The following is a 12832-nucleotide window of genomic DNA, read 5'->3' as shown; positions in this document are numbered from 1 at the left end:
ATGTTCCATTTATTTGTGTTAAAATAGGAAGAATGAGAAACGATATGTATATCAATATGTATATTGAATAAAAAAGCAGGTGGGATAAAAATGAAACCCTTTATATATGATTACAACTTAGACGATCTTCAAGAGTGGGCTAAAGAGAACAATGAACCAGCATTCCGCGCAGGGCAAATTTTTGATTGGGTGTATGTAAAGAGAGTTAGTAATTTTCAAGACATGAGTAACTTATCCAAAGAGTTACGCCAAAAGTTGGAGGATCAATTCCAATTCGTAACCCTTTCTGAAATAACAAAGTTCGAGTCCAAGGATGGAACCGTTAAATTCTTATTCGGACTACATGATGATCATGCGATTGAGACCGTTGTTATGAAACATAATTACGGTAACAGTGTTTGCGTAACGACTCAAGTGGGTTGCCGAGTGGGTTGTACCTTCTGTGCTTCTACTTTAGGTGGGTTGAAGCGGGATTTGACTGCTGGTGAGATCGTGGCTCAAGTCGTCCAAGCTCAAAAAATATTAGATGCTAAAAATGAGCGTGTCAGTAGTATTGTTATTATGGGTACTGGAGAACCATTTGAGAATTATGATGCTACAATGAAATTTCTACGGATTATGATTCATGAGAAAGGTCTAAATATTGGTCAACGGCACATTACCGTTTCAACAAGCGGGATTGTTCCGAACATATATAAATTTGCTGATGAGAATACACAAATTAATCTTGCGATTTCTATTCATGCACCAAATGATAAGTTGCGCTCGAAGCTAATGCCAGTTAATCGACGTTTTCCATTTGATGACGTGATGGAGTCTTTAAGATATTATCAAGCTAAGACAGGTCGTAGAATATCTTTTGAGTATGCCTTAATTGGAGGCGTCAATGATCAGCCTGAGCATGCTCAGGAGCTTGCAGGTGTTCTCAAAGATATGTTGTGTCATGTGAATCTAATTCCAGTCAACCATGTACCTGAGCGTAAATATGTACGAACTTCACGTAGTGATATTTTTCAATTTCAACGTATTCTTGCAGAAAATGGAGTGAATGTAACCATTCGGCGGGAACAGGGCCACGATATCGCGGCCGCCTGTGGACAGCTACGGGCCAAGCATATGGAGTTGAGGTGAGATAACTTTGATCAATCATATTCATGTTAGCCATATCGGACGCGTGCGTTCGGTAAATGAGGATTCTGTGAGGGTATGTTATACAGATTCAGGGTATACGCTTGGAATTGTTGCGGATGGCATGGGTGGACATCAAGCGGGGGACAAGGCAAGCCAACTTGCAGTGGATACAATATTTACTGATTTATCTGCTCTTGAGAAGGGCATGTCCTCCGAAGGCTTACGTGCAGCACTTAGCGATGCAATTTTACATGCAAATGATATTATACATCGAGAAGCTGCGAACAACGAAGATTATCGCAATATGGGAACAACGGTTGTTGCTTTGTTATTGGATGGATGTTCGGGATGGATTGGACATATTGGAGATAGTCGTGCTTACAAAGTGAGTGGAAGTAAAGCTATTCAACTGACGGAAGATCATACACTTGTTAATGAACTATACAAAAGTGGACAGATCACCCAGGCCGAATTAGAAACTCATCCAAGACGAAATGTGCTTACTAGAGCATTGGGGACAGATCCAGAAGTTACTGTCGATTTCGATCCGGTTACACTTGCACAGGGGGAAGTATTGCTTCTATGTAGTGATGGTCTTAGCAATAGAGTGAGTTGTCAACACTTAGGACAAATCGCTGGGATACAAGAAATAACGCTTGGGGAACGAGCAGATCGTCTATTGCAACTAGCACTTCTAGCAGGAGGCGAGGATAATATCACTGTCGCCCTGTTTGAACTTGATGATGAAGTTCTAGTGGCAAGTATAAAGGAGTGGGATTCATGATCGGACACGAATTGGGTGGTCGTTATGAGATTATAGAGCGAATCGGCGGGGGTGGGATGGCACTCGTATACAAAGCCCATGATATTCTGCTGGGTCGGAACGTGGCCATTAAAGTATTACGCCAACAGTTCGTGCATGATGAAGAGTTTATTCGGCGTTTCCGTCGGGAGGCACAATCTGCCGCCTCTCTTTCACATCCAAACGTTGTGAGTATTTACGATGTAGGGCAAGAAGATGAAATTCATTATATCGTTATGGAATATATTGAAGGATATAATTTGAACGAGATTATAAAAGAGCGGGCACCCTTGCAGGTGGAAGAATCTGTAAGGATTGCATCGCAAATTTGTGATGCGCTCGATCATGCACATCAGAATCAAATCATTCATAGGGACATCAAGCCTCATAATATTCTTATCGGTCGGAATGGTCGCGTGAAGGTAACTGATTTTGGAATCGCTCGTGCGGTAACATCGACAACGATTACTCAGACAGGCTCTGTTATCGGATCCGTTCATTACTTTTCCCCTGAACATGCAAAAGGGGTGAATACAGGTGAGAAGTCAGACCTGTATTCTTTGGGGATTGTATTATATCAAATGCTGACTGCAACATTACCCTTCTTGGGGGAAAGTCCGATTAGTGTTGCCTTGAAACATTTGCAAGAGGATTTCGATGATCCTCGGGATTCGAATCCACTTATTCCACAAAGTGTAGAGAATGTTATTCTTAGATCGATGCGTAAGAATCCTCAGGAACGATATCAATCTGCCAAAGAGATGTTAAAGGATTTGGAGACTTGTTTACTTCCTGAGAGGCGCAATGAGCCTAGAATACAGTTCTCTGAAGTGGACGTGGATCAGACCCGCGCTATGCCTGCGATTAAGCCAGTATCAAGGGGGGCTGTTTCTAACAAACGAAACAAGTCGACTCTATTTGATGAGGATGATGAAGGCGAGAAGCCTGTAAATAGTGGACAAAAGAAGAAGTGGGTTAGGCCTACACTTTGGATTTCATTAACTTTATTTATATTGATAAGTATGGTCGGTGTGATCTGGTATGTAAAAACAATACTAGTTGTTCCTGATGTAACCATTACGAATGTTGTTAATGTGCAAGAAGAAAAGGCTATTGCTGAATTAAAAGCACTTGGGCTTGTCATTGAGGATCCTATAATACGCAAGTATAAAGAAGGTTTTGACGAAGGTATGGTGTATGAACAGAGTAAGAAGGAGGGAACTGTGGTTAAGGAAGGTTCCTCCATTCGGCTTTCTGTAAGCATTGCGAAACCTTTGGTTCCTATGCCTTCTCTTAAGGACAAAACCTTTGAGGATGCATCAAAAATACTGACTGACCTTGGGATTAAAGGAACGAACATTACCGAAAAATCTGAGTTCAGCGATCAACCTTCTGGCACGGTTATAGGACAAGATCCAGAAGCTAATACCCCAATTGATGATATGGATACAGCTCAAATAGTTCTAACGGTCAGTCAGGGTGAGGAAACCATTAAAATGCCGGATTTGGTAGGAAAGTCACAGAAACAAGCCGAAAGTATACTTAAGGAAGCCGGCTTATTGCTAGGTCTTGTCGAGGAGTCCTCGGATTTCAAGGTGGAAAAAGGAAAAGTAATGAAGCAGTGGCCTTTTGATGCCAACCTACCTATTTCTGTGGGCGATAAAGTAGATATTACTGTGAGTACAGGGTATCCAAAAGATGCATTGAATTATACGTTTAATGTGCCTGTCGCACCCGCTGAAGAGGGCAAAAAGAGCAAAATCCGTATTGAATATTCTGATGCGCGATATGAAGATAGTGAAAAGAAGGATTGGGGTACAAGAACCATTAATACAACGCAAGTACTCTCTATTGATTTAGTACTAGGTCCTGAAAAGGATGCTGTTGTATACCTCTATCGTGATGGAGAATTATTTGATACGCATCATATCTCTTATAGAGATGTTAAGAATGGTTCCGTTCCAGAGGTAGTTCTTCCTCAGATAGATCCAGTCTTGCCAACGGATGTACCAGATGTGCTGCCGGATCCAAATGAGAATCCTGACAATCCTGACAATCCAGAAGATGTGGATACAACGGCCTTGAATACTTCTGGTAAAGATAAAGCTAACAAACATAAACAGGATAATTCTAATAAGGGTAATAACGGAAAAAACGCTAATAACGGTAATAGTAAAGGGATGGTAGTGACTTCTGCTAAACCCTGATATTTCGTGTAACCATCCATAGTTCTTTGGAAAGTGAGGCCATTCATGTATGCCAGATGGTGTAATCGTAAAAGCGCTGAGCGGATATTATTACGTTAAGCCGATTGAAAATGGCAAGGCGGTAACTACGGAAGGGCAACCAGCGATTCAATGTAGAGCTCGTGGCGTATTTAGAAATAGAGGAATATCTCCTTTGGTAGGAGATCATGTCGTGTATTCCTTATCGGATCATAATGAAGGTACTGTGAATGAAATCATGCCACGCCATTCTGAATTGATTCGGCCCCCGATTGCCAACGTTCAGTTTGCAGTGTTGTTATTTTCTCTACGTGAGCCGGATTTGAATTTACCACTTTTGGATAAGTTCCTAGTGCATATCGAGAACTCTGGACTCGATACGTTGATTTGTCTGACGAAGCAGGACTTGCTAGAGGGTGAAGAGATTGCTAAGAATGATCCTATTACGTATGTACAAGAACTCTACGAACGAATTGGATACGAGGTTATTGTGACGAGTACCCTTACGGGGAGGGGCCAAGAGCAATTGCGCGAACGTCTTGCTGGTCACATTTGCGTATTCTCTGGACAATCAGGCGTGGGTAAATCATCTCTTCTGAATGCATTAATGCCAAGTCTTAACCTAGAGACGAATGAGATTAGCATGAAGCTAGGAAGAGGTAAACATACAACCCGGCATGTTGAGCTCATAGAATTGGATAATGGCGCATTTGTTGCAGATACGCCTGGGTTTAGTCAACTAGACTTCTTGGAGATGGAAGTGGGTGACTTATCCGCTTGTTTCAGGGAGTTCGAGCCTTACGCTGCAGAGTGTAAGTTCAGGGGATGTAGTCATTTACATGAGCCAGGGTGTAAGGTGATTGAGGCTAAGGATAAAGGTGAAATTGCACAGATACGCTATGATAATTATGTTCATTTCTATGCAGAGATGAAAGATAAAAAGCGGAGGTATTGACAGAAATGATCAAAATTGCGCCATCCATATTGTCTGCAGATTTTGCTAAGTTAGGAATGGAGATTGCCGAAGTTGAAGCAGGTGGGGCAGATTGGATCCACGTTGATGTGATGGACGGGCATTTTGTCCCTAACATTACGTTAGGTCCTCCCATTGTTAGTGCCATTCAGCACTATACTACGCTTCCACTTGATGTACATCTAATGATCGAACAACCTGAACGTTATATTGCCGATTTCGTGAAGGCGGGTGCGAAGGTCATTACTGTACATGCCGAAGCTTGTACACATTTGCACCGGGTTGTGCATATGATAAAGGAAATGGGCGTTCTCGCAGGGGTTGCTATTAATCCTGGGACTCCCGTGTCTGTCTTAGAGGAAGTATTACCAGATCTTGATTTGGTCCTGATCATGACGGTGAATCCTGGGTTTGGAGGACAGTCATTCATCCCTCGTACACTTCACAAAATACGTGAGGTACGTCAATCTCTAAATGAAGCTTCATTATTTGATGTTTATATACAGGTTGATGGTGGAGTTACCGTAGATACAGCTCCATTGGTTGTAGAAGCAGGTGCAGATGTATTGGTTGCTGGTAGTGCTGTGTATGGCCAAAGCAACAGAGCCCTAGCGATTTCTCAGATTAGAGCTAGCATCGAAGGGAAGTAAGAGTAATTTCACCTTTGTCCATTATGACTATGAGTCATAGGGTACGCTGTCCTCGCATAAATATGGTTACATGAGCAGAATTCTCATGTAGCCTTTTTTGTTGTCAGTCACAGTGAAGGCTCAGTGGATCAATATCGGAAGGCATGAGAATGATGGGGAGGGTGAGACATGAAATTTTACACATTCAAGTTACCAAGGTTTTTGGGAGGGTTTGTCAAAGCCATTCTTAACACATTTCACAAGAATTGACCGCTATCGTTCTCTGGCATGCCGTCCAATGAAAAAAAACCTCGGACCGCGGCTTAGGATAGAATCAAAATACACACGGTCTGAGGAATGAAAAAAGCACCTGATGAAAACAAGGTGCTTTTTGCTTATATGCTGTTGTAGATATTAGGCGCGAGTGACTTTACCTGACTTCAAAGCACGAGTACTAACGTAGACGCGTTTTAGTTTACCATCCACCAAAATACGAACTTTTTGAACGTTAACGCCCCAAGTACGACGATTGCGGTTGTTGGCGTGAGATACATGGTTACCAGTGCCTGGTTTTTTACCTGTTATATAACATTTGCGAGACATAGATTACACCTCCTTGTTCCAATACACCTGCATAAAACAATACTTATATATTCTATCACAGCAAAAAATGCTTAGTCAACCATCCTAAAAACATTTATTTCTTTTGGTTCTTATAGTACAATATTATATAGTCTATATTAAACGTATAGATACGAGTGAATTATGCTGGTGTGATAGGGTTTTCACTTGATTTGACAACATAGACCCGAGGGGGTTCACACTTCGAAAAAAATTTGTTGATCTTTGATTGATGAATGAAAGAACGTAAATTCGATTGTGATGTAGTATTATAAAATAAAATATAAATAAAGATGCCAGTTGTTGGTGTATTAAGATAGGAAGGGGATCTCTCACTTGATTATGCGTACTTTGAATGGAATAGATTTTGCCGCGATGGTCTTGCTCGGAGCGGAACAATTACAGCAACATGCAGAGCATGTCAATACCCTTAACGTATTTCCGGTACCAGATGGAGATACGGGAACAAACATGAATTTGACGATGACTGCAGGTGTGATTGAGTTAAAGAAGAATAATTCTGAATCTATAGGACATATTTCGGGTGTATTGTCTAAAGGACTCCTCATGGGAGCTCGAGGTAATTCAGGCGTTATTCTATCTCAGTTGTTCCGTGGGTTTGGACGTTATGCAGCACCATATCAAGAACTGAACACGCAACAATTCGCTGCAGCCTTACAGGTAGGCGTTGAGACGGCATATAAGGCCGTAGTTAAGCCTGTGGAGGGTACAATCCTCACGGTAGCCAAGGAATCGGCTAAGCATGCTGTACACTTCGCCAGACGGACTACTGATATCATAGAGTTGATGGAACAAGTACTTATGCAAGCGAAAGAAACACTATCCCAGACGCCAGAACTATTGCCAATTCTTAAGCAGGTAGGCGTGGTAGATTCGGGTGGACAGGGTCTGGTTTACATTTATGAAGGATTTCTACAACATTTAAAGTATGGAACTGGTCTGAAATCAGTGGAGCAATTGTCTTCAAGAAAAGCTCCAGATGTCAACCAAGCACCGATTCAGGTAGCTAAACGAGGCTTGGATATTCCTATGAGTGCGCAATCTCGATTAGAGACGGAAGATATTGAGTTTCTATATGATATGGAATTCTTCATTAACCGTCAGCTTGGGGAGGCACAAGGAGTTCTATTTGATGAAGAGCAATTCCGAAAGTTGTTGTCAATAAATGGAGACTCTATCATCGTTATTCCTGATGACGAAATTATTAAAGTTCATGTGCATTCTAAGACTCCGGGTGAAGTTCTGAATCTGGCTTTGAAATATGGAGAAATAACGCAAATTCATATCCTGAATATGCGTGAACAGCATCGTGATTTACTTTCATCAGGTGTAGATGTTTCTCCGATGGCGGAAATATTTGCTGATATTCCTATGAATGCGGAAGTTCCAACACCAGCATCAGCTGAACCTCCTGCTGATGAAATAGCGCCTTATGGATTTATTGCGGTGTCTTCTGGACAAGGTATCTCCGATATTTTCACAAGCTTGGGTGTAGATGCTATTCTTTCTGGTGGACAAACCATGAACTCAAGCACTGAGGATTTTGTGAATGCGATTTCAGCGATCTCTGCGCAACATATTTATATTCTACCGAATAATTCCAACATTGTACTGGCTGCGCAGCAAGCTCGGGAATTATTGGAGGGAGAACGCAGTGTAACGGTTATTCCAAGTAAGAGTATACCTCAAGGAATGGCTGCGGCTTTTGCCTTTTTAGAAGAAGAAAGTACAGATGTGAATACCGAGAATATGTTAGCAGCTATTGCACATGTGAAGTCGGGTCAGGTTACTCATGCGATTAGAGATACGGTCATTGATGAGTTAGAGATTAAGGCAGGACAATATATTGGTATTCAGAATTCAAAAATTATAACGGCTAACGCAACGTTACTCGACACCTGCCAAAGCTTGCTTTCCCAAATGCTGGTGAATAATGACGAGATTGTGACTGTGCTTACAGGTGAAGAGGCTGATCCTGAAATGACAGCACAATTGAGTGCTTGGTTAGAAGAGAAGTATCCTAAAGCTGAAGTAGAGATTCATGAGGGCGGACAGCCTATTTATTATTATCTATTCTCAGTAGAGTCTTAAATATTCGTAATGTTACATGTAAGAGGGGGGATTTCTTTGACACATACCGTTATTGTCACGGATAGCACATCTGATATTCCAGAAGAGTTAGCGAAGAGTCATGGTATTTACGTTGTTCCACTTCGTTTGCAGTTTGGAGACGAGTCGTTTCTAGACGGAGTGGAGATTTCGGCCAAAGAATTTTATGAACGGTTAGGTCAGGCTGAGCAGTTGCCAACAACATCTCAGCCTTCTCCTGCGGATTATGTACGGGTGTACGAGCAAATTCAACAAGAACATCCAGATGCATCTATTCTTTCTATTCATATTTCTTCTGCATTAAGCGGTACCTATCAATCTGCTCTTATCGCTAAATCTATGATGAATGAGAATGTGGATCTTACTGTTGTAGATTCCCTATCGGCTTCTTATGGTTTTGGTTTACTGGTTGTACATGCTGCACGTCTTGCTCATCAAGGCATAGCGGTAGATGATATTGTTGTAGCCGTGGAACAAATGCGTAAGAGTCGTAAGCTTTATTTCCTTGTAGATACGTTAGAATATTTGCAAAAGGGAGGAAGAATCGGTAAAGCTGCAGCTTTGTTTGGCACGTTACTTAACATTAAGCCGATTCTCTCTATTGACCAAGAAGGCATTATATATCCCGTTGAGAAGGTAAGGGGCCGTAAAAAGGCTATAGCACGAATGATCGAACTATTTCAACAAGACTTAGGTAATATTGAAACAATAAATGTGGCGGTGGGGCATACAGCCAATCCTGCTTCGGCAGAGTCTTTCTTGGAAGAACTCTCAGCTCATTACAAGTTGGAAGAAGTCGTGCTAACGAACGTGGGTTCTGTCGTAGGAAGTCATGTGGGAACAGGGACTATTGCTGTATTTATATGGCCCGCTTAAATGAGGTGTAGATGATGAATATGAGTCTTCAGTTGAATGGAATTTCAGTTAAACAGGTTCGTGGCGTGAGTTCTCTTAAAGAAGGAGAGCTTCACGCTTTTGGTATTTTTACGGTCAAAGATTTACTGGAGTATTATCCCTATCGTTATGAGGACTACCGTCTTCGTTCTTTAAGTGAAGTGAAGAGCGGAGATAAGATCACCATACAAGCTAAGGTGGTAGGGATACCTGTCATGCAGCGATATGGAAGTAAGTCACGCTTAAGCTGTAAGATGATAGCTGAAGAGCGTATGTTTACAGCGACATGGTTCAACCGTACATTTCTACGTGATCAATTAACAGCAGGTCGTGAGATTATATTGAATGGTAAGTGGGAACAACAGCGGATGCAGCTGACTGTGTCAGATTCGGAGTTCCCAGATCAAGGCGTGAAGCGAGGCGGTACACTACAACCGGTCTATTCTATAGGGGCTAAAATCACGCAGACGTGGATCCGTAAAATTATAGCGCAGGCGCTACAGCAATATGGCGACTTGATTCCAGAGATACTCCCACAGGACATCTTGCAAAAGTATAAAATGTTGCCGCGTAAGCAGGCTATTTCTATTATTCATCTTCCGGAGGATACCAAGGAAGGGCAGCGAGGCAGACAGCGGATGGTGTATGAGGAGTTGTTCCTGTTCCAGTTGAAGATGCAGGCTTACCGAGCGGTGACCAGAGGGCGAATGGATGGCGTAGTACATACTGTGGAGAACGCTGTGGTACGCGAATTTGTAAGAAGTCTTCCTTTTGAACTAACCGATGCTCAGAAGAAAGTGGAACTCGAAATCTTGCGTGATATGCGAGCAACGTATTGTATGAATCGATTGCTTCAAGGTGATGTTGGATCAGGTAAAACCATTATCGCAGCTATTGCGCTTTATGCTTCGGTGCGTTCAGGATTCCAAGGCGCATTGATGGTACCTACCGAGATATTGGCGGAGCAACATTTGCGATCACTTGTCCGTTTGTTCGAACCTTTTGGAATCTCAGTTGGACTACTAACAGGTAGTGTGACGGGACGTAAACGTAAGGAACTTCTGGCATCATTACAAATGGGAATGATCGATGTCGTCGTAGGGACACATGCTTTGATTCAAGATGAGGTATTCTTCCGAAATCTTGGATTGGTCGTCACAGACGAGCAACATCGCTTCGGAGTGAATCAACGTAGCGTGTTACGTCGTAAAGGCTATAACCCAGATGTATTGACGATGACAGCGACACCGATCCCTCGTACGCTAGCGATTACAGCATTTGGTGATATGGATGTCTCTACAATTACGGAGCGCCCTAAGGGTCGTATACCGATTACTACGTACTGGGTGAAGCATAGTCTGATGGACCGGGTGCTTGGCTTTATCTCTAAAGAAGTAGATCAAGGTCGGCAGACGTATCTGATCTGTCCGTTAATTGAGGAATCAGAGAAGATCGACGTGCAGAATGTGATTGATCTTCATGTTCAAATGCAACAAGCCTTTCCCTCCTATCGTGTGGGCATACTACATGGTCGAATGACACCGGCGGAGAAAGAAGAAATCATGCAGGCTTTTAATAATAATGAAGTGCAATTGCTTGTATCAACTACGGTCGTAGAAGTTGGGGTTGATGTACCTAATGCTACGCTTATGATCATTATGGATGCTGATCGGTTCGGACTCTCTCAGTTGCATCAGCTACGCGGTCGTGTAGGACGCGGGAAGCATGCGTCATTCTGTATATTAATTGCTGATCCCAAGTCTGAGATTGGACAAGAACGAATGCAGGTTATGACGGAGACCGATGACGGATTCGAAGTGTCTCGCCGGGATCTTGATCTACGTGGGCCTGGAGATTTCTTCGGCACGAAACAAAGTGGATTACCCGAATTCAGACTCGCGGACATGGTGAGTGATTTCGCCGTGTTGGAACAGGCACGAGATGATGTGTCTGTATTAGTGGGCGATGCTTCCTTTTGGACATCCACCTCGTATGAGCCACTTCGGAATTACCTACAACAAGAAGAGGTTTTCCAAGAAAATCTGATGGATTAGGCACATTGGACAACCCTGTCGTCATATACTGGGAAAGGTTGAATTGACGGGAGGTGCCTATCTTTGGGTTATCAGCAGTATGGAATCAGCCCGCAGTTAGTAGAGCGGATTAAGCTTAAGATGAAGAATCCAGCATTGAAAGAGCGTGTCAAAGGGCTCCTGGATGGCATTACTAAACAGGATTTACAAAATGGTCCTAAGGTACAGCGATTAGTAAAGTCCATAGGAAGTGTATTGAACGAGAAGTTTACATCTGCTGAAGAAGAACAAATTGTCCGTTTTGTCTTAAGCCAGCGTATTGATCCTAATAATACCTTTCATCTGATTAAGCTATGGGGTATGTTTCGGTAGTTCATACTTAGAATGTAGAGCCCTCGGGGGGATGCCCCGGGGGTTATTTTGTGTGTGAATAACCCCTAGGCCAAGCAAATCTTCAGAATAAATTCAGAATCTCCCTCACTTTATCTGCAGATGTATTAGATAGCATAAGAAGTGTTCAATAAGGGAGGCAACATGATATGTTATTAAATATACAATCGAAAGTTCAAGAAAAAATTTTATTCATTTCCCGGTTTATACATTCGCCAGGACAAATCGGCAGTGTAACTCCGAGCTCCAGATATTTAGCCCGAAAAATGATTGATGCTGTCCCGTGGGACCAAGTACATGCCGTTGCTGAACTAGGTGCGGGTACAGGGGCAATCACGAAATATATCCAAGCAGCCGTCCGTGAAGGTGCTAAAGTTGTTCTTTTTGAAAAAGATCCCTATTTGCAAAAGAAATTGCAACATGAATTCCCCAAATTCACATGTTATACGGATGGATGTGAACTTCAATCTGTCTTGGAACAAGAAGATCTCGTTCAACTTGAATGTGTTATAAGTGGACTACCTTTTTATAACTTCCCCAAGCCCTTGAGAGACCGCTTAATCGAACAAATTCGATTATCACTTAATCCTGGTGGGCTCTTTGTTGCGTTTCAATATTCGTTACAGATGAAACAACAGCTAAGCGATAACTTTGAAATAAAGGAGATTCTGTTTGTACCTATGAACGTTCCACCAGCATTTATTTATGTCTGTCAGAAAGAAACCTCAGCGGATGAAAGGTGAAATGGCTGAATATAAAGCGTTGTTATGGTAGCCCTTTATTATTATCATGCTTATTACGTTATATGTGAAAAATAGCGAGTTTAGCTCTTTGTATCAGTTGCTTTTCCCCATCGTGAGACATGTCATTCCTTATCTCTCATAGGGTTAGGTAACATGAGCTATCGACGGTGTGTCTAGATTTCCTGCGCGATAGGATTGGTATGGACATTGTTATTTTTCATAGAGGGACGTTATTTAGGAGATCATGTACAAGAAGTGGGT

Annotated in this window: 12 protein-coding genes; 11 read left to right on the top strand and 1 reads right to left on the bottom strand. The window is 42.3% G+C overall.

Annotated elements, in window-relative coordinates:
- The first annotated feature begins 90 nt into the window (after positions 1-90).
- The 6 genes from rlmN to spoVM all read left to right on the top strand — a co-directional run bounded on the left by rlmN (position 91) and on the right by spoVM (position 6030).
- On the top strand, positions 91-1131 hold the full coding sequence (gene rlmN, locus PBAT_RS10645; protein ID WP_068649325.1) for a dual-specificity RNA methyltransferase RlmN: 1041 nt from the start codon (positions 91-93) through the stop codon (positions 1129-1131).
- A gap of 7 nt (positions 1132-1138) precedes the next feature.
- Entirely contained in the window at positions 1139-1915 is a 777-nt protein-coding gene (locus tag PBAT_RS10640) for a Stp1/IreP family PP2C-type Ser/Thr phosphatase (protein ID WP_068649324.1), read from the top strand.
- A complete protein-coding gene (gene pknB / locus PBAT_RS10635; protein ID WP_068649323.1) occupies positions 1912-4140 on the top strand; it encodes a Stk1 family PASTA domain-containing Ser/Thr kinase in 2229 nt (742 codons plus the stop codon). The genes PBAT_RS10640 and pknB overlap by 4 nt, the downstream gene beginning before the upstream one ends.
- Positions 4141-4189: 49 nt before the next feature.
- A complete protein-coding gene (gene rsgA, locus PBAT_RS10630; RefSeq protein WP_068649322.1) occupies positions 4190-5113 on the top strand; it encodes a ribosome small subunit-dependent GTPase A in 924 nt (307 codons plus the stop codon).
- 5 nt (positions 5114-5118) lie between these two features.
- Positions 5119-5781: a ribulose-phosphate 3-epimerase gene (gene rpe / locus PBAT_RS10625; RefSeq protein WP_068649321.1), complete on the top strand. Its 663-nt coding sequence runs from the start codon at positions 5119-5121 to the stop codon at positions 5779-5781.
- Between the two features lie 168 nt (positions 5782-5949).
- Positions 5950-6030 (top strand): stage V sporulation protein SpoVM, encoded by an 81-nt coding sequence (spoVM, locus tag PBAT_RS10620; RefSeq protein WP_068537489.1) that lies wholly within the window; start codon positions 5950-5952, stop codon positions 6028-6030.
- Positions 6031-6174: 144 nt separating this feature from the next.
- Here the strand turns inward: spoVM and rpmB are convergent, their stop codons facing one another.
- Complete coding sequence (rpmB, locus tag PBAT_RS10615; protein WP_068537487.1) at positions 6175-6363, bottom strand: 50S ribosomal protein L28; 189 nt, start codon at positions 6361-6363, stop codon at positions 6175-6177.
- 354 nt (positions 6364-6717) lie between these two features.
- On the opposite strand from rpmB, the gene PBAT_RS10610 reads away from it, so the two are divergent.
- From PBAT_RS10610 to PBAT_RS10590, 5 genes are all read left to right on the top strand, one after another.
- On the top strand, positions 6718-8493 hold the full coding sequence (locus tag PBAT_RS10610; RefSeq protein WP_149466370.1) for a DAK2 domain-containing protein: 1776 nt from the start codon (positions 6718-6720) through the stop codon (positions 8491-8493).
- Between the two features lie 36 nt (positions 8494-8529).
- Entirely contained in the window at positions 8530-9387 is an 858-nt protein-coding gene (locus tag PBAT_RS10605) for a DegV family protein (RefSeq protein WP_149466369.1), read from the top strand.
- Positions 9388-9407: 20 nt separating this feature from the next.
- Positions 9408-11459 (top strand): ATP-dependent DNA helicase RecG, encoded by a 2052-nt coding sequence (recG, locus tag PBAT_RS10600; protein WP_068649627.1) that lies wholly within the window; start codon positions 9408-9410, stop codon positions 11457-11459.
- A 63-nt stretch (positions 11460-11522) separates the two neighbouring features.
- A complete protein-coding gene (locus PBAT_RS10595) occupies positions 11523-11810 on the top strand; it encodes a stage VI sporulation protein F (RefSeq protein WP_068649317.1) in 288 nt (95 codons plus the stop codon).
- A gap of 167 nt (positions 11811-11977) precedes the next feature.
- The gene (locus tag PBAT_RS10590) at positions 11978-12571 is read left to right on the top strand and encodes a class I SAM-dependent methyltransferase (protein ID WP_068649315.1); all 594 of its coding nucleotides are present in this window, start codon (positions 11978-11980) and stop codon (positions 12569-12571) included.
- The last annotated feature ends 261 nt before the right edge of the window (positions 12572-12832 follow it).

Origin of the sequence: Paenibacillus antarcticus (assembly GCF_001637225.1) — a bacterium.
GTDB lineage: Bacteria > Bacillota > Bacilli > Paenibacillales > Paenibacillaceae > Paenibacillus_AQ > Paenibacillus_AQ antarcticus.
This window is presented reverse-complemented; position numbering and strand designations above follow the sequence as displayed.

Coding starts and splice junctions, on each gene's coding strand:
- rlmN (WP_068649325.1), top strand. CDS start 91: ATGAAACCCTTTATATATGATTACAACTTAGACGATCTTCAAGAGTGG.
- pknB (WP_068649323.1), top strand. CDS start 1,912: ATGATCGGACACGAATTGGGTGGTCGTTATGAGATTATAGAGCGAATC.
- rsgA (WP_068649322.1), top strand. CDS start 4,190: ATGCCAGATGGTGTAATCGTAAAAGCGCTGAGCGGATATTATTACGTT.
- rpe (WP_068649321.1), top strand. CDS start 5,119: ATGATCAAAATTGCGCCATCCATATTGTCTGCAGATTTTGCTAAGTTA.
- spoVM (WP_068537489.1), top strand. CDS start 5,950: ATGAAATTTTACACATTCAAGTTACCAAGGTTTTTGGGAGGGTTTGTC.
- rpmB (WP_068537487.1), bottom strand. CDS start 6,363: ATGTCTCGCAAATGTTATATAACAGGTAAAAAACCAGGCACTGGTAAC.
- recG (WP_068649627.1), top strand. CDS start 9,408: ATGAGTCTTCAGTTGAATGGAATTTCAGTTAAACAGGTTCGTGGCGTG.
- PBAT_RS10590 (WP_068649315.1), top strand. CDS start 11,978: ATGTTATTAAATATACAATCGAAAGTTCAAGAAAAAATTTTATTCATT.